Origin of the sequence: Roseobacter phycocola, from assembly GCF_042055075.2 — a bacterium.
Taxonomy (GTDB): domain Bacteria; phylum Pseudomonadota; class Alphaproteobacteria; order Rhodobacterales; family Rhodobacteraceae; genus Roseobacter.
This window is the reverse complement of the sequence record NZ_CP194010.1, coordinates 334458-355975: the sequence shown is the minus strand read 5'-3', so window position 1 is coordinate 355975 and position 21518 is coordinate 334458. Positions and strand designations below refer to the sequence as shown.

At 60.0% G+C, this 21518-nt stretch carries 17 protein-coding genes; 8 read left to right on the top strand and 9 right to left on the bottom strand.

The genetic code is table 11. From position 1 onward, the window contains the following. Window positions 1–67: 67 nt before the first annotated feature. On the bottom strand, window positions 68–1495 hold the full coding sequence (locus tag AB4K19_RS01885; RefSeq protein ID WP_436398858.1) for a CmpA/NrtA family ABC transporter substrate-binding protein: 1428 nt from the start codon (window positions 1493–1495) through the stop codon (window positions 68–70). A 281-nt stretch (window positions 1496–1776) separates the two neighbouring features. On the opposite strand from AB4K19_RS01885, the gene AB4K19_RS01880 reads away from it, so the two are divergent. Both AB4K19_RS01880 and AB4K19_RS01875 read left to right on the top strand, forming a co-directional pair. Further along, entirely contained in the window at window positions 1777–3633 is a 1857-nt protein-coding gene (locus AB4K19_RS01880; protein ID WP_375230278.1) for a sigma 54-interacting transcriptional regulator, read from the top strand. Window positions 3634–4008: 375 nt separating this feature from the next. Beyond that, the gene (locus AB4K19_RS01875; protein WP_375230277.1) at window positions 4009–4842 is read left to right on the top strand and encodes a peptidylprolyl isomerase; all 834 of its coding nucleotides are present in this window, start codon (window positions 4009–4011) and stop codon (window positions 4840–4842) included. Between the two features lie 434 nt (window positions 4843–5276). Here the strand turns inward: AB4K19_RS01875 and AB4K19_RS01870 are convergent, their stop codons facing one another. The 3 genes from AB4K19_RS01870 to AB4K19_RS01860 form a co-directional block, all read right to left on the bottom strand. Continuing rightward, window positions 5277–6509 carry an HlyD family secretion protein gene (locus AB4K19_RS01870; RefSeq protein WP_436398856.1) on the bottom strand — a complete coding sequence of 411 codons (1233 nt, stop codon included), beginning with the start codon at window positions 6507–6509 and terminating at the stop codon, window positions 5277–5279. 1 nt (window position 6510) lies between these two features. Continuing rightward, window positions 6511–6861: a hypothetical protein gene (locus AB4K19_RS01865; protein WP_375230276.1), complete on the bottom strand. Its 351-nt coding sequence runs from the start codon at window positions 6859–6861 to the stop codon at window positions 6511–6513. 85 nt (window positions 6862–6946) lie between these two features. Continuing rightward, window positions 6947–7909, bottom strand: a complete 963-nt coding sequence (locus AB4K19_RS01860; protein ID WP_375230275.1) for an NADPH:quinone oxidoreductase family protein — start codon at window positions 7907–7909, stop codon at window positions 6947–6949. A 161-nt stretch (window positions 7910–8070) separates the two neighbouring features. Between AB4K19_RS01860 and AB4K19_RS01855 the strand changes: the two genes are divergently transcribed. Beyond that, on the top strand, window positions 8071–8736 hold the full coding sequence (locus AB4K19_RS01855; protein WP_375230274.1) for a DUF1045 domain-containing protein: 666 nt from the start codon (window positions 8071–8073) through the stop codon (window positions 8734–8736). Here AB4K19_RS01855 and AB4K19_RS01850 read toward each other — a convergent pair whose 3' ends face one another. The 3 genes from AB4K19_RS01850 to AB4K19_RS01840 all read right to left on the bottom strand — a co-directional run bounded on the left by AB4K19_RS01850 (window position 8737) and on the right by AB4K19_RS01840 (window position 14046). Continuing rightward, window positions 8737–8943 (bottom strand): hypothetical protein, encoded by a 207-nt coding sequence (locus AB4K19_RS01850; RefSeq protein ID WP_375230273.1) that lies wholly within the window; start codon window positions 8941–8943, stop codon window positions 8737–8739. Between the two features lie 126 nt (window positions 8944–9069). Beyond that, complete coding sequence (locus AB4K19_RS01845) at window positions 9070–12270, bottom strand: 4Fe-4S double cluster binding domain-containing protein (RefSeq protein ID WP_436398852.1); 3201 nt, start codon at window positions 12268–12270, stop codon at window positions 9070–9072. A 165-nt stretch (window positions 12271–12435) separates the two neighbouring features. Continuing rightward, the gene (locus AB4K19_RS01840) at window positions 12436–14046 is read right to left on the bottom strand and encodes a GMC family oxidoreductase (protein WP_375230272.1); all 1611 of its coding nucleotides are present in this window, start codon (window positions 14044–14046) and stop codon (window positions 12436–12438) included. A gap of 93 nt (window positions 14047–14139) precedes the next feature. On the opposite strand from AB4K19_RS01840, the gene AB4K19_RS01835 reads away from it, so the two are divergent. From AB4K19_RS01835 to AB4K19_RS01820, 4 genes are all read left to right on the top strand, one after another. Then, entirely contained in the window at window positions 14140–15369 is a 1230-nt protein-coding gene (locus tag AB4K19_RS01835) for a TRAP transporter substrate-binding protein (RefSeq protein WP_375230271.1), read from the top strand. A gap of 152 nt (window positions 15370–15521) precedes the next feature. Further along, on the top strand, window positions 15522–16190 hold the full coding sequence (locus tag AB4K19_RS01830; RefSeq protein ID WP_375230270.1) for a TRAP transporter small permease: 669 nt from the start codon (window positions 15522–15524) through the stop codon (window positions 16188–16190). Next, window positions 16190–17548, top strand: coding sequence for a TRAP transporter large permease (locus tag AB4K19_RS01825; RefSeq protein ID WP_375230269.1), 1359 nt, complete (start codon window positions 16190–16192; stop codon window positions 17546–17548). Before AB4K19_RS01830 ends, AB4K19_RS01825 begins: the two co-directional genes overlap by 1 nt. Before the next feature lie 19 nt (window positions 17549–17567). Continuing rightward, a complete protein-coding gene (locus AB4K19_RS01820; protein ID WP_375230268.1) occupies window positions 17568–18332 on the top strand; it encodes an IclR family transcriptional regulator in 765 nt (254 codons plus the stop codon). Between the two features lie 14 nt (window positions 18333–18346). Here the strand turns inward: AB4K19_RS01820 and AB4K19_RS01815 are convergent, their stop codons facing one another. Further along, window positions 18347–19213, bottom strand: a complete 867-nt coding sequence (locus AB4K19_RS01815) for a sugar phosphate isomerase/epimerase family protein (protein WP_375230267.1) — start codon at window positions 19211–19213, stop codon at window positions 18347–18349. Further along, window positions 19210–20112 carry an NAD(P)-dependent oxidoreductase gene (locus tag AB4K19_RS01810; protein ID WP_436398848.1) on the bottom strand — a complete coding sequence of 301 codons (903 nt, stop codon included), beginning with the start codon at window positions 20110–20112 and terminating at the stop codon, window positions 19210–19212. The genes AB4K19_RS01815 and AB4K19_RS01810 overlap by 4 nt, the downstream gene beginning before the upstream one ends. 285 nt (window positions 20113–20397) lie before the next feature. Here AB4K19_RS01810 and AB4K19_RS01805 point away from each other — a divergent pair, with 285 nt between their 5' ends. Further along, complete coding sequence (locus AB4K19_RS01805; protein ID WP_436398846.1) at window positions 20398–21477, top strand: PLP-dependent cysteine synthase family protein; 1080 nt, start codon at window positions 20398–20400, stop codon at window positions 21475–21477. Window positions 21478–21518: the final 41 nt, after the last annotated feature.

Sequence of the window (21518 nt, the reverse complement as noted above, 5' to 3'; positions counted from 1 at the left end):
CAACTCCAGAGTATTCAGAAAAATGGGTGGGGCGGCTCTCCGCCCCACCGTACCGTATCCGCGCGCCTCAGACGGTGCGGCTGAAGGGCTGGCTGTCGATGAAGTCCTGCGCGGCGTCCGGCGCAAATGTCTGGCCCTGGATCTCGACCGGGGCGTGCACGTCCTGCTCCGCGTCAGAGAAGATCAGGTTCGCATCCGCGTTCATCATCTTGCGCATGGTCTCGCGCGTGGTCGTGGTCAGCACCAGTTCCTCGGCCAGCGTTGCGTAGTTTGCGTCGCTTTCAATGTAGTTCCAGCGCCGCAGCTGCGAGAGCACCCAGGCGCCCATCGTCTGTGTCGGCAGCGGCATGAACGAAATCCGGTCCGGCACGTTCTTGATATTGCCCTGACCATCCGGGAACACGCCCGTCAGGATCTGTTTCAGGATTTCCACCGGCTGGTTGAGGTAGTTTGCCGGTGCCATCGATTCCGCAAAGGCAACACGTCCGTCCGCAGTTTCCGCCGAAGCTGTCGCCTCCAGGATCGAGGTGGTCAGCGCCACGGTTGTATTCGGGTTCTCGGAGATGAATTTTTCCGACAGGCCGAATACACAGCATGGGTGCTGTTTCCAGAGGTCCAGCGTCAGTTTGTGGATGAAACCAACCTGATCGTAGACAGCGCGCTGGCAGAAGGGGTCCGGCGCCAGGTAGCCGTCCACATTCTCCGACCGCAGGTTCGCGACCATCTCAGGCGGCGGTACAACCCGGATCTGAATGTCGCGGTCAGGGTCAAGACCCGCATCCGCCACATAGTTGCGCAGCAGCAGATTGTGCATCGAATATTCAAACGGGACCGCGAATTTGAAACCCTTCCAGTTCGCAGGGTCCTGGTTGTCGCGGTGCTTGTTCGCAAGCACAATCGCCTGACCGTTGGTGTTGACGTTCGAGACCACCTTCCACGGCTGCGCCGTCGATCCGATTCCCAGCGACATCGCCATCGGCATCGGGAACAGCAGGTGCGAGCCGTCGTACTCTCCGTTCAGACACTTGTCGCGGGACACCGCCCATCCGGCTGTTTTGACAATATCGACGTCCAGACCGTAGCGTTCGTAAAAGCCCAGCGCATGGCCCCCGATAATAGGCGTGGCGCAGGTGATCGGGACAAACCCAAGGGTCAGTTTGGTCTTTTCCAGGTTCTTGATCGCCTCTTCGGCCATCAGCTGCAGCGACGACAGCGGAAAGAGCGTGGACACAGCCGCCAGCGCCCCGGTCACACCGGCACTGCGCAGGAAAGCGCGCCTGGAAATATCCGTTTTGAACAGCCCCTGCATGACTGAGCTTTCCAGCGCACGGGTCATGCCCACTTCCGGGTTCAATGACTGCTTTGCCCGGCGGCTGAGAATTTCTGCATCCTCAGCGGACAATCCCACGTAAGGATCAGAAGGTCCTTCCGAGGCTTCGCCACATTCATTCCAAACGTCGATGTTTGGGTTAAACGGATCTTTAAAGTGCGTCATCGCCAATCCCTTTTCCAGGTTTCTCTGTGTGCCCGACGCACGAAACGACAGGCTTCCCTCCACTGCTTTCAGGCTTCCGGAAGGTGCCTGATCAGCTGCTTCGGTATGATGATGAAGCGGTTCAACAGACAAAAAAAGGTGGCGCACAAAATTCGGGCACTTTGAAAAAGGTTAACAAAAACAATATTTAAACGGAAATTCCGCAACGGCATAAAACACGAAAATTCGTAAATTACGAAATTTCGATATTCAGTCGTCACGAAAACTGAAATGCTGGGCGCATGGCTGATGACTTACTGCAATCCGATTCCATTGTGGCCGACCTGCCCGAGCCGGCACTCGTCCTGTGCACCCGGTCAGATGCGATCCTCGACATTAACGATCACGCGCGCGCATTGCTGGGGCTGCAGGACGCACAGCTGCCTGCTTTTGCAGAGCTTCTGGGCCCCCGGATTGCGGAATTTATGGTCTTCGTTGACGAGATCGACACCCGTGGTGAAGCCTGGACGCGCGAAATTGAGATCATGTCGCTGCATAGTGGCGCCCTGCGCTGTGAGCTGAAAGCCCGCAAAATCTCTCACGCCCCGGGGCAGATCGTGATCATTCTCACCGACCTCGATCTGATGGACCGCCGGGCGCACGTGGTCGAGATAGCCGAACTGCAGCGTGCGGGCATTGACGAATGGCGCCGTGCGGAAAGCTTCTTTTCTGACCTCGAACGGCGCAACCAGCTGATCCTGAATGCGGCGGGCGAAGGCATCTATGGGCTGAATGCCGAAGGTAAGACGACCTTTGTGAACCGCGCCGCGCAGGAGATGCTCGGATGGACGACCGAAGATCTGCTGGGCAAGGACATTCATTCCATCATGCACCACACGCACCTGTCGGGCGAGCCGTACCGCCATCATGACTGCCCGATCTACAAATCCTTCCGGTTTGAACAGGTCAACCGGATCGAAGACGAGGTCTTCTGGCGCAAAGACGGCAAACCGATCCGCGTCGAATACATCTCGACCCCGATCTATGACCACCAGATCCTCGCCGGGGCCGTGGTGATTTTCCGCGACATCACCCGGCGCAAGGAAGATGAGAGCAAACTCAAAAGCGCGCTCCAGGAGGTTGCGGACCTGCGCGACCGGCTCCAGGAGGAAAACGCCTACCTGCAGGAGGAAATCAACTCCGAACGCGCGCATCACGACATCATCGGGTCATCTGCCGCGACAGCCCAGGTGCTGGCACAGATTGATCTGGTCGCCGAAACGGACGCAACTGTGATGATTTCGGGCGAACCCGGGACAGGCAAATCACTCGTGGCAAAGGAAATCCACCAGGGCAGCCCAAGACGCAAACGCCCCCTCATCCACTTCAACTGCAGCTCTGTTGTGCCGGAGGCGGTGGAGGCTGAACTCTTCGGTCAGGTCCGGGGTGGCCCGAACGCGGCCAGACAGGACAAACCCGGCAAGCTCGAACTTGCCCACGGCGGAACGCTTTTTCTGGCAGAGGTCGAAGCTCTGCCCGTCAACATACAGGGCAAACTGCTGCACGCCCTGCAGAACAGGGTCGCCACCCGGCTGGGGGACACCCGCGAAAAGCCGCTCGACATACGGGTCATCGCCGCCACGACACTGTCGCCGGGGCACGCGTCCGCGCAGAAGTCCCTGCGCGAGGACCTCTTTCTGCACCTCAGCGTTTTCCCGATTTCATGCCTGCCCCTGCGCGAACGACCCGAAGACATACCCGCTCTCGCCGCGCATCTTCTGAGGGATGCCTGCAAAAAACTGAACCGGCCCGTGCCAAAGATCACCGAACGCGCCATGCAGCAGCTCAAACACTACGAATGGCCCGGAAACGTGCGGGAACTGCGCAATCTGATCGAGCGCGCCGCGATCGTCTCAAAAGGAAACAAGCTGAACATCCAGCTCACCGGCAATGCCGCCGGCGATGTCTCCAGCGTGGAAAACATCAGAACCGAAGCTGAGCTGCAGGCCCTGATCCGCGCAAATCTGATTTCTGCGCTGAAGATCGCAAAGGGCAAAGTGTCCGGGCAAACCGGCGCCGCAGCCATCCTCGATATGCCACCAACCACGGTCTATTCGCGCATCAAGACACTTGGGGTTTCTGCATCAGACTGGGAATGACCGGCGGGCGGCGGCACCCCGCTCTGCAGAACCCGTTCCTGGGAAATAACCGAAGCGGTCTGTCTGGCCTCCCGCAAACATACCCTCTGAGCCCATTCAGTCTGCCTCTGCGCCAGGCGTGCCCTATGCAGCCTCACGGGCCTGTACGCAGTGTTCCCGGCAGAGAAACCTTAGAAGCGCCTGCTTGTCCGCGCAACGCAGCGCGGCTATTGCTGGATGCAAAGGTTCACAAAACGCCACGTGCGTTCCATTCTTCCGGGAACAAACTGCTGTCTCAGGGCGAAAACGCAGCGCCCCCAAAAGCACAGTGGCACAGTTTTAAAGCGTGAGCAGATCATCCGCACAATGCGTGCGGTCAAACCCTGAAGGATACAGATGAAACATTTTATTGCTTCCACCGCCCTTGTTGCCTCTCTTGCCGCGCCTGCGGTTGCGCAGGATGCCGATACTGTCCTCGCGACGGTTAATGACAAAGAGATTACGCTGGGCCAACTTATTGCCATAGCCGACAGCCTGCCGCAGAACTTCAAGGATTTGCCGGATGAACAGCTTTTCGACGGGCTGCTTTCGCAGTTAATCCGGCAGGAGGCCCTTGTGGCGAGCCATGGTGACAACCTTAACCGTGCGCAGCGACTGCAGATCGAAGCGCAGGAGACCACAATGATAGCGAATTTCGCTGTCACAAATGCGACCGAACTGACCGAACTGACCGAAGAAGACCTGCGCGCGGAATATGACAAGACCTACGGCAACGCTGCCCCGCAGCCTGAATTCAACGCCTCCCATATCCTCGTCGCAACCGAAGAGGAGGCCGCCTCGCTCGTCGCGCAACTGGCAGAGGGTGCGGATTTTGCAGAGCTGGCCAGAACCTTCTCCACCGGTCCGTCCGGGCCACGGGGCGGCAGTCTGGGATGGTTTGGGCTTGGCCAGATGGTGCCACCTTTCGAAGCGGCCGCGATGGCGCTTGAGGTGGGCGAAGTATCACCTCCGGTTGAAACCCAGTTTGGCTGGCATGTTCTGATCCTCAATGACAAACGCGAAAACGAGCCGCCCGCCTTTGAGGCCGTGCGCAGTGATCTCACGGCAAAACTTACCGAGGAACGCGCTAGGGCGGCTGTTCAAGCGGCCATGGCAGCGGCAACTATCGTCAATTCGGATGACGGGATCGATCCGTCCCTGATCCGCAACCTGGATCTGATTGCGGACTGAAGCATCAGCGGGCAAACCCCCTGCAAAGCGCCGTGCGACGGCAGGGCGCTCTGCCCGCGCGTTCAGCGTGTTCAGGGCGTTCACAGGACAGATGCGGGGGGATGAAACAGAGCCGCCACGCTTTGGTGGTGACATCACACTGATGATCCTCCGCCTGTGCCCCACAGCTGACACAAGCGGCGGATTTGTCCCGGAAGGCCGCCCTTAACCTCCCATCAACCTTTCGACAGCGCACGCTCTGTTACTGCACCAGAACCCGCGCAACACCGCCGTACGCACCGGCGTTATACCGACGCAACACCGACGTTTTACCGACATCGAATTTGCCCTGTTTTGCTGGCAAAAAGGTCAAAGTCTCTATCCGGGGCCCCAGGACCGCCCGCACCGTTGCGCGCGCGGTAGGTTAACCGGCCAGCGCGCGGTGGGTCGCGGGATCAGTGGCCGGTAAAGACCAGGGTCTGCAGCGGCAGCAGGATCGACTGGATCCGCAGGCCCGCAGCATGCACGACCCCGACCGTGTCCACGACGTGCATGAAGATCCAGCTGCCCAGTCCAAGGTCCGGATCATCCAGCCGGTCATGGTTGTTGGTGTAGGCCGTCGCCACACAGCGGCTGCCGGGTGGGATGTCATCGGTCTGCCCGGCATAGATCGGCTCCATAAAGGCCGTGATCGTCCCCGGCGCGCCCTGGAACTGCGCATCTCCCAGCCGGTCCGAGGGGCGGACCTGGCCTGCTGCAATCACGTCCTGCACGTCCGTAATCACCATCGGAATAACGGTGAATGGCTTTGAAACACACATGATCTCGGCAACGCCGCCGGGTTTGATCACCTGCGCCGAAATCTGCGGGAAACCGGCCTGAAAACGTCCCTGACCCGCACCTTCAGGCACCAGAATGCCGGCCGGGCGCAGCACCGGGCTCACGATGTCGCCGCGGCGCAGGGTGAACTGTTCAATCCGCCCGGATGTGCCGGCATAGACAGTCAGTTTCGCGATCTCGACTTCGGCCTGCTCCAGCGCGGCTTCAGCCACCGCTCTTTGTGCCGGCAGCATCACTGTAATGGTCGCATCAACGGCCGCCACGCCCGCCTCTGCTGCGTCCAGGGCACCCTGGCGCGCTGCAAGCTCGTTCTCCAGGGTCTGCACTTCCTGCGCCGAAACGGCGGTAGAGCCCCGCTCCTGGAGCGTGCGGCGGCGCTCCAGATCCTCAAATGTCTGGCGGTAGGAGGCACGCGCCTGGTCCAGTGTCGCAATTGCCACCGCCCGGTCCGACTGTGCCAGGGTCAGCGCCGCACTTACTTCCTCAATCTGGCTCAGAGCTGTATCGCGTGCGGCCTCCTGTCGGCTGGCATCCATGCGGAAAATCGGATCGCCTGCTTCAACCGACTGATTGTTTTCAACGTAGATCTCCTCGACCCGCCCCCCTGCCTCGGACAGGATCGTGACCGTCCGGAAAAAGGACGCCACGCTCGAGGTGGTCGGATGATAATAAAAGACGATGGTGATCAGGCTGATGGTCAGCATCGCACAAAGCGTGATGCCCCAGCGCAGTTCATACCAGACCGTGAAGAAGTTGATCTGATCGCCCCAGCGTTTGCCCTGGAACTGCCGGCGCAACAGATAGTCTGGCAGAATCGTCACCAGAGAACAGATCATCAGTTCCAGCATCTCAGCGCTCCCGGTTCACAAGGTTCTGCAGCGACTGCGCCATGGAATTCAGCGGACCGGCCAGATCGGGTGGCCGGAAGGCGGCCAGCACAAGCGCCCCGACCCAAAAGAGGTTGTTGTGCGTAAAGAGAGCCAGCATGCACAGGATCGAAATGAGCTGCAGCTGTGCGCTGTTGCTTTTGTGCGCCATGCGTTCGGGCAGTGCATGCAGCGTGAAATAGGCCACCCCAAGCAGCAGGATGATGCCCAGCACGAAAAACACCATGATGGTGAAAAGGCCATCCCCGCCATCCGCGGAGGCAAACCAGTGCGGCAGGTGATGCGGGGCCTGGGGGTGAATATTCTCGGACATGACCAACCTCGGAACGCGGTGAAGAACGCGGGCACGCTACATGGGATTTGGCAGACCCGCTATGGTTATTTCGCGCAAAGCGGGATCAGTCGATGCGCACAACCACTTTGCCGGTTGCTTTGCGCGTCCGCAGCAGGTCCAGCGCCTCGTTGGCCTGCTCCAGCGGCAGTACGTTGCTGACATGCGGGTGGATTTTCCCCTGTGTGTACCAGTCTGTCAGAACGCGGAAACTGTCGGTCAGGACTTTGGGGTTCACGCGGGTGTACCCGCCCCAGTAAAAGCCGATCACGGTCAGGTTTTTGACCAGCAGATGGTTGGCCGGGATCTGCGGCACCTCGCCACTGGCGAAACCCAGCGGGATCAGTCGCGCTTCGGGCCGGCAGGCGCGCAGGGCCGCTTTGAACTGGTCCCCGCCGATGGGGTCATAGACCACGTCCGCGCCCCCGAGACCTTTCACGATCTCCCGGATATCGTCCGTGTCCGAATTGATCAGGTGATCCGCGCCGGCCGCCTTTGCGACCTCCAGCTTTTCGGCGCCGCGCGCCACAGCGACAACTTCGGCACCCATCAGCTTGCCAAGTTCCACAGCCGTCAGTCCGACACCGCCGGATGCGCCCAGAACGAGCAAACGCTCGCCCGCTTTCAGGTGCGCTTTGTAATCCAGTGCGACGTGGCTTGTTCCGTAGGCGATCAGAAAAGCTGCGGCATGTTCGTCCGTCATCTGATCCGGAACCGGGACGCAGACGCTGGCCGGGATGGCCGCATAATCGGCCAGCGCGTCAAACCCGCAATAGGCGGCAACCCGTTGCCCGACTTGCAGATCCGTGACGCCCTCGCCCACTTCTGTAACCGTACCGCAAAGCTCCATGCCCAGCGTGAAGGGCACCTGTGGCCGTTCCTGGTAGGTGCCCTTGATGATCAGCAGGTCGCCGAAATTCAGCCCGCAGGTGTGTACTCTGACCACAACCTGGCCTGCAGCAGCATCCGGGACTGGGATGTCCTGCATGCTGAGGGGCTGTCCGAGTTCTGTCACCTGCATGGCACGCATTGCGTCATCTCCGTTTGTGAGCGTTTGAGCGATGTGGCCTGTTTGCCGACCCGAGCGCAAGGGGCGGATTGCGGCATCTGAAGGGATGCCGCTGCGTTTCCGGTTGGCCCGGGCCGCTGTTGGTGGCAGGTTCCACGCGAACCGGGACACAGGAGCGACGCGTGACGTTCACCAGATACGCGATCTATTACACACCACCGGCCGGCGCATTAGCCCGCGCCGGGGCGCACTGGCTGGGCTGGGATATCGCGACGGGCGAAGGTATGGCGCCGGTGGCCGGAGAGGCGTCGGACCGGCCCCGGAAATACGGATTTCACGGGACCATCAAACCACCTTTCGCACTGGCCCCCGGCATGCACGCGGAAACGCTGGAGGCAAAAGCACGGGCGTTGTGCGCGCTTCAGGCGCCGGTCACTCTGGATGGTCTGCGGATCACTGCGCTGGGGCGTTTTCTGGCCTTTACGCCGTCGGGGCCAGCCGAACCGCTCGCTGCGCTGGCGGCTGACATGGTGCGGGAGCTGGATACCTGGCGCCGTCCTGCAACAGAGGCTGAACTGGAACGGCGCAGGAGGCCGGGGATGTCCACGTTGCACGAGGAAAACCTGCGCACCTGGGGCTATCCTCATGTCATGGACGCATTCCGGTTTCACATGACACTGACCGGGCCGCTTGATCGTGACGGGCGTGGTGAAGTTCTGGCACGCGCACAGGATCATTTTGCGGGCCTTGTCCCGGAGCCGTTTGAGATCACATCGCTCACGCTGTGCGGTGAACGCCCCGATGGCAGGTTTCAGGAGATCTCCAGGCTGCCGTTGGGCGCTGGCTGATCAGATAAAACCCATATGCTGCAGCGCCTTGCGGGCTTTCTCCTGCTCATTTGGCGTGCCGGACATCAGAGCGTTGTTCAGGTCGGATACCAGTCTGCTCAGTGAGCGGTCCCGTATGCAACGTTCAACGAACGCACCGACTTCGTTCCCGGCCATCGCGAGAATGCTCTCCGCGCAGGGTTTCTCTGAAATGACTGCGTGTCTCATATTCACCCCTCAGATTCGCTCCTTTCTGAGGTTACCTGGACGCTGCGAATGGTGTCACCGATTCTTTGGAATCTGTGGATAAACACCCCTGCCCGCAGCACATCTTCCACCGGTTCTGTGGATAATTCAGAGATCGAGTTTCAGAGTGCCGCCTTTCTGTGCAGCGCGCGACTGGCAGAGGATGATATTCTTCTCCCGCTGAGCCTTTGACAGGACAAAGTCGCGATGCTCCGCTTCCCCGTCCAGCAAGCCACACTGACAGACCCCGCACAGACCGTCCGAGCATTTCAGATCCACCGGAACACCCGATGCTATCAGCACTTCGGCCGCGGACATTTCAGGCGGAACATCCAGAACACGTCCGTCGTTCAGCTCAATCCGGAAGGCGTGGTTTTCATACTCCGGTGTTTCCGGAACGGCGAAGTATTCAAGATGGCAGGCGTCTTCGGGCAGTCCGGCGGCCTGCGCGGCATCGGTAACCGCGGCCATGTAGCTGTCAGGACCACAGGTGTAGACATGCGTACCGGCTGGCCGGTCCGCGAAAATGGCAGGCAGGTCCGCGCGCGTACCCTGATCAGACATATGCTGCGACACAGCCTTCGCCCAGGGCACCGCCGCAAGCTGCGCCGCAAAGGCCGCATCCGCCGCGCGGGATGCTGAATAATGCAGCTCAAAAGAGCGCCCCTGTGCCGCCAGTTCATACGCCATGGCGATCATAGGGGTCACGCCGATACCGCCTCCCATAAGGATGGTGTGTGATGCCTCCGGATCGAGCGGAAAATGGTTGGCCGGTTTTGCCACAAACACCCGTCGCCCGGGCCGGAAAATACGGTGCAACAGGACGGACCCGCCGCGGCCTTCATCCTCGCGCAGCACAGCAATCCGGTACCGCCGCCGGTCCGCCGGATCACCACAGAGCGAATACTGGCGCAGTTTGTCCGGGCTGACGACGATGTCCAGATGTGCGCCCGCTGTCCACGCTGGCAGGTCCGCGCCATCGGCGGCCTCAAAACTGTAAAGCGACACCCGGTCAGACAGGACCTGCACATCCGCCAGGGTCACTTCGACGACCGGGCTTTCCAGATTGGCGGTATACCGGTGATCCCACGTCCCTGTCTCACCTGCCGCACGGCGCTCTCGGTATTCGTCGGCCGGGATCATATCCTGATACGCGCGGATACCGGCCTCGCGGTCCATCGGGAAAGGGTATGGCGCGGGCGGCGGCGCAAGCGGTGCCGGGTAGACGGCCAGTGTCTGATCTTCGTAGCGCAGCTTCAGTTCCGGTTGCAGCGAGCGCGCATTTACCGGGCTGCGCGCCGGATGATACCCGCCGTCTTCAGCCAGTTCGATATCCCACCACCACTTCTTGACCGGATTCAACCCACCGTGTCCGAGCCTGTCATCCAGTTTCGCCAGAACCGGTGCTGCTGACGGAAACTTCATCGCTGCCCAGCGGAACGGCTTTTCCGCAAACAGCCCTTCGAGATTCCACGGACAGGTTTTCATGCACCTGCCACACATCGAGCCACCCGCCGTGGTGATCCGGTAGGTCGCGCATTTCTGGCTGTCAGATTTCCAGATCTCATACCCGTTGAACATCAGCTTGGGGCCTGCGGTGATCGCGCCCGACGGGCATTCCCGGGCACATTTGTTGCAGCTTTCGCAGAACCGCTGCAGCCCGAAATCAATCGGCCGATCATGATCAATAGGCATATCCGTCGTCACCACGCCGGACTTCAGGCGCGGACCGAGAAACGGATTCAGGATAACCTCGCCGATGCGGCTGACTTCGCCCAGGCCGGACAGGAGCAACAGCGGCGGCTGCAGAACCTCACCGTCCATCACCGTGTGCGCTTTGGCCTTATAGCCGAGGTTGCGGATATGGCGCGCGATCACCCCACCCAGCAGCGAAAACCGGAGATAGGCCCGCATGGATTGCGCGACGCTGATCCAGTCATCCCCACTTGCCCCCTCCATCGTGTCAAAGCCCTGATCCACGATCATGCTGATGGCCTGATCATGCGACGGCTCGATTGGTTTCCCGGTGGCATCATGGCTGTACCAGGCCCATTCGGGACACCGGGACAGGCCGACCGCATCAATCCCCAGGAAATAGCAGGCTGCCCGGATGTTATCGCCGTTTCGCTGCGCATCCGTCGGCCGGTTTCCGTCACCCGACGCCCCGTCCTGCAACAGGGTCAATGCGCCCAGCATCCGCCGCTGCGCCATAGAAGGTGCCGCCTTGCGCGCATAGTGTCCGCCCGATGCACCATCCTGCACCGCCTTGCCCATGTCGCCGAACTGCGCACGGGCAAACATGTCAGTGCGTTTTGGCACCCGGGCGACGCGCGCTTCATCGATGTACGTGGTCGGGGTCTCTACGCGGGTGAGCGTTTCAAAAGGGTGCGGCCCCTGCCGGTAGTCACGGCGCACAAACGGATCGCGGTTGTGCGCGGATTTCGCCGTGCCGACACCAAGCTGCCAGGCCAGCCCCCCTGCGTTCTGCAGAGCATCCGCTGCCAGCGGGCTGTCATGGGCCAGAGGCATGGTCGTCGTGACACAGGCCACGCCGAAGCGGTTGCCCAGAAACGGGTTGTGCAGATCACCCTCCTGCGGGATCGCAAGACCTGCGCTGACTGTCGCGATGTTGAGGTCGATGTCCGTGCTGGTTGCGGTATGGGCCTTGGCATCCCAGCCCAGCAGTCTGATGTAACTGGCCAGAACAACCGCAACTTCCGCACTGCGCATGGCCGCGCGGTGCGCCTGTGCGTTCCGCAGCCAGTCGGTTCCCGGCTCCTGCGGGCCCGGATCGCGCTGCCATTCGCACAGAAAGGTCAGAACATTTGTGTGATCATTGGCCGTTGTGTCCGGCGCCAGCATGCTGTCGCGCAGATCCGCCAGAATCACGTCAATGCCGGACGCCAGGGTCTTGGTCTGGCGGGTGCTCAGGTCTGCCGCGAGGCGGTCAATGTCGGGGTTCCGCCAGGGCTCGGTCAGCAGTGCTGCCTCGGGCAGTGCGCCAATCCCGACCATCGAGGCATCACAGAAATAGCCAAAGGATTTCAGATGCTCAGCCCGCTCCCGCGGATCCTCCGGGATGGTCGCTTTTGTCCGGTTCACAAGGCCGTCGCGCAGCGCGTCCATGGTCGCCTGATAATCAGACATCGCATTGACGATGGACAGCGGATCATCCGGACGGTGAAAGCTCAGGGGAGACATCGCCGGCACAGACCTCAGGTCAGGCAGCTCTCCCCGCGCGCATTTCTCCATGGGATAGCTGCCCAGGTGCGGCGCGCGGCGCGCAGCGGAAAAGAATTTCGGCGACATGTCTTCATCTTCTGTTCAGCCGCAAAAAACTGCGGCACCGGGTGCGCCGAAGCGCCCCGTCTCCGGACTACCTTTGTCAGATATCGCGGGAAACGCAATGCACCGCCGACGGCGCACCGGTATGATGTGCCTGCGTTCAACGGATTGTGAAACGGCGCCCGGGTGTCAGTTGTCTTCCAGAACCAGGTCTGAGGCCTTTTCACCGATCATAATGGCCGGGGCATTGGTATTGCCCGACACGATCTCCGGCATGATCGAACAATCGGCCACCCGCAGCCCTTTGATGCCATGCACCCGAAGGCGGTCATCAACCACCGCATCCGCGCCGGAACCCATTTTACAGGTTCCTGTCGGATGATAGATCGACGCCGTATTGTTGCGTGTCCAGTCCAGCGTTGCCTCATAGTCATCTATGTCGAGGCTGGCATGCGGACGGAACTCTTCGGAGATTTTTGACGTCAGCGGCGCATGGCGGGCAATCCTGCGTGCAATATTCACGCCTGCGACCGCTGTGCGGCAGTCAGTCTCGGTCGAGAGGTAGTTCGGGATGATTTTCGGATAATCCCGCGGCTTTGCCGAACTGAGCCTGATTTCGCCTTTGCTTTCCGGGCGGAGCTGGCACACCGACATGGTAAAGGCCGAGAATTTATCGGCCCCCTTACCCGGGTTTTCCGCGGAAAGCGGCTGCACGTGGAACTGAATGTCGGGCGTTTCCAGATCATCCCGCGTTTTCAGAAAGCCGGTGGCGAGGCTCGCGGCCATCGTCATCGGTCCTGCACGGAACATCAGGTATTTCAACCCGATCTTGGCCTGCCCAAAGAGACTTGAAACCTCATCGTTCAGCGTCGGTTCGTTACATTTGTACACCAGCCGCGCCTGCAGATGGTCCTGCAGGTTTTTGCCCACCCCGGACAGTTCCTTTTTGACTTCGATGCCGTGTTCGGCCAGTTGCGCGGCCTCTCCGATACCGGACATCATCAGAAGCTGGGGCGAGTTGATGGCGCCGCCACACAGGATAATTTCGCGCCGCGCCGTGACCGTCACAGGATTGCCGCCACGGTCAGTATAGGTCACGCCCGTTGCACGTCCCTCGGTGATTTCAACGCGGTCGACCTGCGCATGTGTCACAATATTCAGGTTCTGACGGCTGCGGGCCGGGTTCAGGTAGGCAACCGCAGAACTGCAGCGACGGCCATTGCGTGCAGTCAGCTGGAAAAAGCCGACGCCTTCCTGCTCTGCTCCATTGTAGTCCGGATTGAATTTGTATCCTGCAGCTTGGGCTGCCGCGACCCAGGCATCCGTAATCGGACGCTGAATCCGCATATTGGACACCGACAGTGGCCCCTGATCACCATGGTAATCATCAGCCCCGCGTTCGTTGTTTTCTGCCCGTTTGAACAGCGGCAGCACATCATCCCACGACCAGCCGACGTTACCCATCTGGCGCCACCGGTCATAGTCCTGCGGTTGCCCCCGCACATAGAGTAGCCCGTTCAGTGAGGACGAGCCCCCCAGCACCTTGCCGCGCGGCCATTCAATGGAGCGGCCGTTCAGACCCGGATCGGGTTCGGTTTTGTAGCACCAGTCAACGGACGGGTTATGGATCGTTTTGAAGTACCCGACAGGAATGTGAATCCATGGGTTGAGGTCACGCCCGCCCGCCTCCAGCAGGATAACACTGTTTTTAGGGTCTGCGCTCAGCCTGTTTGCCAGCACGCATCCGGCTGAACCGGCACCGACGACGACAAAATCCGCTTCCACGACGGGCTCCTCCATGTAGTATGAAAAAAACTCTAGGCAAAAACTGCATATCATACTAGTGTTTTTTGGGACAAAACGTCTCAATAAATGACATTCAGGGAGGACGTCATGAAAATACAGAATAATATCAAGCACCTTTCGCGCCGGGATCTTTTCCGCGTCGCGGGCCGTTACGGGCTCAGCTCCACGCTGCTCGCAGCGGGCAGCTTCGGCGGGGCGATGAGCCTTGCCAACCTGGCACAAGCTGCTGAATCTACTTACGAAAAGCGGTTTGCCAAAGAAGCGAAATTCACGCTGAAAATCGGTGCTGCAGGCTTCAACCCGCAAAACCTTCTGATCGAACGCGCGGGCGTTCTAGAGTTCGCACGCGACCTCGAAAGCCGCACCGACGGAGAGATTCGTCTGGAGTTCATCGGCAACAACCAGATCTGCAACCAGCTGTCCTGTGTTGAGAAAACGCAGCAGGGCATCGTTGATGTCTATGCGGCTTCCACGCAGAACTCGGCAGGCGGCGCGCCTTACCTGAACGTTCTGGACTATGCATACATGTTCCGCAGCCGCGCGGATCAGTACTACTTTATGTACAGCCCGGAATCGCAGCGCATCCTGCGTGAGCCCTTCGAGAAGCGCCACGGCCTGAAGTTCCTCTTCAGCCACGCCGAACTCCGCGGCATCCAGCTGGGTCTGGCCTGGGAAGACAAGCCCACAGTGACAAGCATCGAAGAGCTCTTCGGCTCCAAGAACCGCGTCACCGGTACACAGCTCGGCCGTATCGCCATGAACGCTCTGAACCTGAACCCGGTGCCGATTGCATGGGAAGAAACGCTCGATGGCCTCAAGCAGGGTCTGATCGACGGTGCGGAAACATGGGCATCTGCTGTGGCATATGCGAACATGTCGCCGGTTGTCAGCCAGTCGGTCGACCTGCGCTTCTTCTGCGGCACAGAGCACACAGCGATGTCTGCATCTGTGTTCGACAGCCTCGGCGGCGAACTGCAGGACGCGGTTATGGAATCGTCCTACCTGAGCCAGGTACACGTTCAGGCCGCAAACGAAGCAGCACTTGTGAACACCGTTGGTGCGACAGATCCGCAGCTTCCGGGCACGATCTTTGCAGAAAACAACGTCCGCATGGCGACGCTGTCCGATGCAGAGCGCAAGAAAGCCGAAGAAATGTGCTCGCCCGAGTTCCAGCCGCAGCTCTGGGAGCAGTGGCGTGAGCGGATCAACAACTGGGCCGGTGGTATCGACACCTACCAGGACATCTACAACGAAGTCCGCAACAACCCGCACACGCTGGCCGAAAACGTCGAGCCGCGTCGCTGGTGGAAAGCCTGAGCCATTTAAGGCACATCAAAACGCCGGTCCCCCAAAGGGGGCCGGCCCTTTTTTCCGCGAGGACAGCGGCCTGACCCAAAGGGTGCGGGCCGGTTATGCGTCCGGAGGGGCGCGGAAACTGAGCGGACCAAACCTTTCGGGAGGAACAGGGTTTGTCGATTATTTCAGAAATGGGCACGATCATCTCGGCTGTGGCGTCGCAGGACAGTTTCGAGATATCAGGTGCTCTGCGATCCAACGCAACATGGCCATTGGGACTGATCATCATGCTCGGCGGCGGGTTCTTTATATCGCTGCTCTACCACAAGGTACCTTTGCTCGACCGACACCTTGAACGCACCATCATGGTGGTTGCGTACCTTGCCATCGGTTTCATTATCTTCTGGGCCGTGGTGGACCGCTTTGTGTTCAACAGCCAGTGGCCCTGGTCGACAACGATCCCGCCCTTCCTCTTTATGGTCATGGCGTGGTTTGGTGCCGCCTATAACATCCGTCTGCGCACGCACCTGAGTTTCTCAGAATTCCGCACCAAGATGGGACCGACCGGGCAGCTCGCCTGCCTGTTCCTCGATTTTGTCCTGTGGATGGGCTTTGCGCTGATCCTCTTCGTGACCACCTGCCGCGTGACGGCCAACTCTGCATCGAACTTCCAGATCGTGCTGGGCACGGATAATACCATGCAGTGGTGGTTCCTCATCACCGCACCCATCGCTGCGACACTGATTGCAGGCCGCGCGATTGAGAACTTTCAGGACGATCTGCGTAAATACCGCGCGGGCGAACCACTTATTGAGCAGGCTGTGATCGGGGGAGATACATAATGGCTGACGGAACCATCATCACGCTGATCTCGCTTGCCGTGACCATGCTTTTCATGCTCGGCGTTCCAGTGCTTCTTGTGATCGCCTACTGGGTCATCGGTTGCTCTTTCGTACTGGGGCTGACGCTCGACAACATGGGCGCGGAGCTCCTGAACGTCTTCAACAAGGGCTATGCGCTTCTGGCGATGCCGCTCTTTATCCTGACCGGTGACCTCATCAACAAATCGGGGATCGCCAAACGATTGTCGGACTTTGCCTACGCCTGTCTGGGCTGGCTGCGCGGCGGTCTTGCCATGGCCTCGATCGGGGCCTGTGGTCTCTTTGCTGCCATCTCCGGCTCGAACTCTGCGACAACGGCCACCATCGGCTCGATGCTGCACCCGGAAATGGTCAAAGGCGGCTATGATGAGCGCTTCTCGGCAGCCACCGCTGCGGCGGGTGGTACAGTCGGGATTATTATTCCGCCCTCGATCATCTTCATTGTTTACGGCTTCCTGCTGCAACTTGAAGTGGGTGAGCTCTTCATCGCCGGTATCATTCCGGGGACCCTGATGGTCGTCGCCATGATGCTGACCTGCTGGATCGTCTGCAGCCGCAACGGCTGGGGTCACCTGATCGCGATCAACCCGATCCGTATCTTCAAAACCGGCCTCGGCGGATGGCTAGGCTTTTTCGCCATCTTCCTGGTGCTCTGGGGCATCTACACCGGTAAGTTTTCACCGACAGAAGCGGCGGGTGTTACCGTGGGCTTTGGTGTGATCGCGGGTCTTGTCAGCTGGGCGCTCAGCCGTCTGTTCCGGATCAAAGGCAACAAGTCTTGGGACGAGAAAAGCTATGGCGAAATGCTCCTGGTGGACGGCTTCACGCTGCCTGAGATTCCCAGCATCGTTGTCCGTTCGGCACAGATCACCGGCATTCTCGCGCCGCTGATTGCCGTTTCGGTGGTGATGCAGCAGATCCTCTCGCTTCTGGGCGCGCAGCAGGTTATCGGAGATTTTGTGACGTCGATGGGCGGATACTATGCGGTTCTGGCAACCGCGATGGTCATCGTTTTCGTGTCCGGCATGGTTCTTGAATCGCTGCCGGTGACGATTATCCTGGCACCGATCCTCGCGCCGATTGCCGCAAGCGTCGGTGTGGATCCGATCCACTTTGCCGTGATCTTCCTTGTGGGTGCATCCATCGGGTTCATCACGCCGCCTTATGGTCTGAACCTTTACGTGGCGTCCGGTGTAACCGGGGTCCCCTACTTCAGACTGTTGCGGTATTCCACAATGTACCTCTTTGCGCTGATGGCGACCTGGATTCTTGTTGCATTGGTCCCCGACTTGGCGCTGTATCTGGTACCTGGGAAATAAGTAGAAAAAGGTCTTCACCATGTCTGACAAACAGGATCAGATACCCACAAACCTTCGTTTGCTGGTCCTGCTTGAAGAGGTGGTGAAGGCCGGCGTCCCTGTGACACCCTCTGTTATCAAGGATGCCCTGAACCTGCCGAAGCCAACGCTGCACCGCCTGTTCAATACAGCCGAGGCAGAAGGGTTCCTCCAGCGCGATATTGACGGCCGTTCCTATTCTCCGGGGCCACGGCTCCGGACTATGGCCGTCAATGCTATCTCCTCGCAGCGGGTGCGGATGCTGCGCCTGAACATCCTGCGCGAAGTTGCTGCCGAAATCGGCGAGACCTGCAATATTGCGATGCCGGACCGTGAGGGAATGACCTATCTGGACCGGATTGAAACGCACTGGCCGCTGCGCATTCAGCTGCCCGTGGGCACTCAGGTCCCGTTCCACTGCACAGCCAGTGGCAAAATGTATTTGTCTTCGCTGCGCCCGGCTTATCTCGACCGTTATCTCGAAAGTGCCCGGCTGGAAAAGCACGCTCCCGGCACCATCACCGACCGCGCGGCATTGAAGACCGAGATCGAACTGACGCGCAAGCGCGGCTATTCCTGCGACAATCAGGAATTCATGGAAGACATGGCCGCTGTTGCGGTACCGGTTCTGGACAACCAGAAACGTCTTATGTCGACCCTGTCGGTACACGCACCGATCCAGCGCCAGACGCCGGAAACGCTCCGCGAATTTCTCGAACCGCTGAAACGGGCCGCATCACAGCTGGCGCATCAGGTGAACGCCTGATCCGGCGCCCATTTTCAGTGGCCGAATATATCGCGGAAGGGTCCGACGCACTGCCTGAACCCGTTTTCGAAGCTGCCGTCCCCGGGATGCCAGACACTCTCCAGTGAGATCACGCCGTCGTATCCATCGGCCCTGAGCGCATCTGCAATCGGATGCAGCATCGGGCCCAGCTGCCCCTCGCCGAGGCGCCTGACTTCCAGCGTTGCGCGCGGCGTATCAACAGTCACATCTTTTATGTGCAGATGTCCGAGGTATCCGCCCTTCAGCGTGTCATACCCATCCGGCCAGGCGGCTTCGTGACACCAGCAGTTGTTGGCCGGATCCCACAGCACCTGCAAAACGTCTTTCGCATCCAGCTCGTCGATCAGACGCCGCGCCGTGTAGTTCGAATTGACCATCGTGCCGTTACCGGTCTCGACCACCAGCCGCACCCCTTCGGCCCGCGCCAGTTCAACCGCCGACGCGATCATCGGTGGCATACTGTCCCAGGCTCCATGCGCCACGTTCCACACCTCTGCACCGCCGCGCCCCCAGAGGATCTGTTCCTTTTTCTGTGTCATGATCCGGACAAGGGGCGCACCGGTGATATGGGCCATGTCGATCACCCGCTTCAGCGCATCCATGTGACGGGTGTGATCCGCATCGCCCGGCCGGTTCGCGCTGGTCAGGCCCGCAAAGATGTGGCGCGAGAGACAGGACACGGGTTTGCCGCGATCCCGCAACAGCCGGTCAATGTCCCGGATTTCCCCCGGTGTGTGATCGCCGACTTCTTTGTCACCAACAAACTGCAGTTCGGCGTAGTCGAGATCAAACGCGTCCATGACATCAACCGCATGCGCAAGGTCACGGCTGATCCCGTCGCAGATGACACCGAGTTTCATGACTGCCCCTTCCGGTGCAGTTCAGCTCCGATAATCTCCTCGATCACACGGGTGCAGGCCCAGTTGTCCCCATTTGGGTATTTCGTCCGCCCGGCATGGAAAATCTGCATCGCCGCCGCCGCTGTGTGCAGCGGCACGCCCAGGTCCTCGCCGAGCCCCATGGATATCGTCAGGTCCTTGTGCATCGTGTTGATGTGACTGCCGGTGCCTTCGAACTGCCGGTCGATGATCTTTTCCAGCGCGTTGTTGACCACGCCGCAGCCCGCGGATGAGGTGGAGAACACATCCAGGATGACCTGCCCCGGCACGCCCGCCTTTGCCGCAAGGGCTGCCGCCTCAAAGGTTGCAGAAAACTGCGCGCCGATCAGCGACTGCAGACAGGCTTTGACCGTCTGTCCGTCACCGGGGCGGGTACCCACCCGATGGATATTGGCCGATACCGCCTGCATTACGGGTGCGACCCGGTCCAGGACAGCATCCGGTGCTGCCGCCATCATCGTCAGCGTCCCGGACTGCGCCCCGGGAAACCCACCCGACACCGGTGTGTCGACCAGATCAATCCCTGAACCTTCCATACCGGCACCAATCTCCCGGGCTTCATCTGGCCGGATGGTGGCGCTCAGAATAACCGTGCCGCCCGGTTTCATATGAGACACCAACCCGTCCGGCCCCAGGATCACATCCCGTGCTTCCTGTCCCGTCATCACCATGACAAAAACTACATCTGCGGACCGGCCGATTTCGGCCGGGTTTGCCGCAGCCTGGCCGCCCATGTCCGTAAATGCCTGCATCCGGTCCGGTTTCGGGTCATATCCCGAAACATCAAACCCGTTTCTGATCAGATTAAGCGCAATACCGCTGCCCATATCACCGATACCGGCGATCCCCGTTTTGAACATGACAGTTTCCTCCCCGTCCTGCGTTCCAGTTCCCCATCGCTGGGGGGCCAAAGGCGGAGATTTCACGCGTCATCAAAGCGACGTCGGGCGGGTCCGGTAGACACCCCGCTGCCCGGTTAGGTCCCCTGAGGCTAGCACCGGATTTCCGAAGCTGACAAGCCCGCTCTGCAGGCGCAGGCATCTGCAGTCGGGAGAAAAGGTTGCAAAAGGGGGCTGTCCTGCGTGATGCTGCAGACCCGCGCAGAACGTGCGGACCCGCAGATCACGGGACAGAAAGGACATCTCATGACAGCTCCCTCCATCCGCCGCACATCCGGTCAGGGCAAAACTTTTGACTCCATTCTTGATACCGTCGGCAATACGCCGGTGATCCGGATCAACAACCTGGCGCCGGACGGCGTTGAGCTTTACGTCAAGGCCGAATTTTTCAATCCGGCCGCATCGGTCAAGGACCGGCTGGCGCTCAACATCATCGAAGCCGCCGAACGCGCCGGCACCCTGAAGCCAGGACAGACAGTTGTCGAGGCGACCTCGGGCAACACAGGCATCGGGCTGGCGATGGTCTGCGCGCAAAAGGGCTACCCGCTGGTGGTAACCATGGCGGACAGCTTCTCGATCGAACGGCGCCGTCTGATGCGGATGCTGGGGGCAAAGGTCATTCTCACACCACGCGCCGAAAAGGGCTTTGGCATGTACAACAAGGCCGTTGAACTTGCCGAGGCCAATGGCTGGTTCCTGGCAAGCCAGTTCGAGACAAAGGCCAATGCAGACATGCACGAGGCGACCACAGCGCAGGAAATTCTGGGCGATTTCGAGGGCCGGAAGCTGGACTACATCGTCACAGGCTATGGCACCGGCGGCACCGTCACCGGCATCGGTCGGGTGATGCGCAAAGAGCGTCCCGATACCAAAATCATCCTGACGGAACCCGGCAATGCGCAGCTGGTAGGCAGTGGTATCGCGCAGGAACGGCGCGACAACGGAGCGCCTGCTGTCAGCCACAGCGCGTTTGAACCGCACCCGATCCAGGGCTGGACACCGGATTTCATTCCCGCCGTGCTGCAGGAAGGGATCGACAGTGCGTTTTATGACGAACTGCTGCCCGTTGCGGGCCCAGATGGCATCGCCTGGGCACGCAGGCTTGCTGCCGAAGAAGGCATCCTGACGGGTATCTCCGGTGGCTCAACCTTTGCCGTATCGCAGGAGATCGCAAAAACAGCCGCACCCGGCTCGGTCATCCTGTGCATGCTGCCGGACACCGGCGAGCGTTACCTTTCGACACCGATGTTCGAGGAGATCGAGGCCGAGATGAACGCCGAGGAAACAGCTATCTCAAAATCCACACCAGGGTATCAGATGGACTGAATTCTTCGTATTTCTCTTTCGGAAACTTCAAAAGTGACACG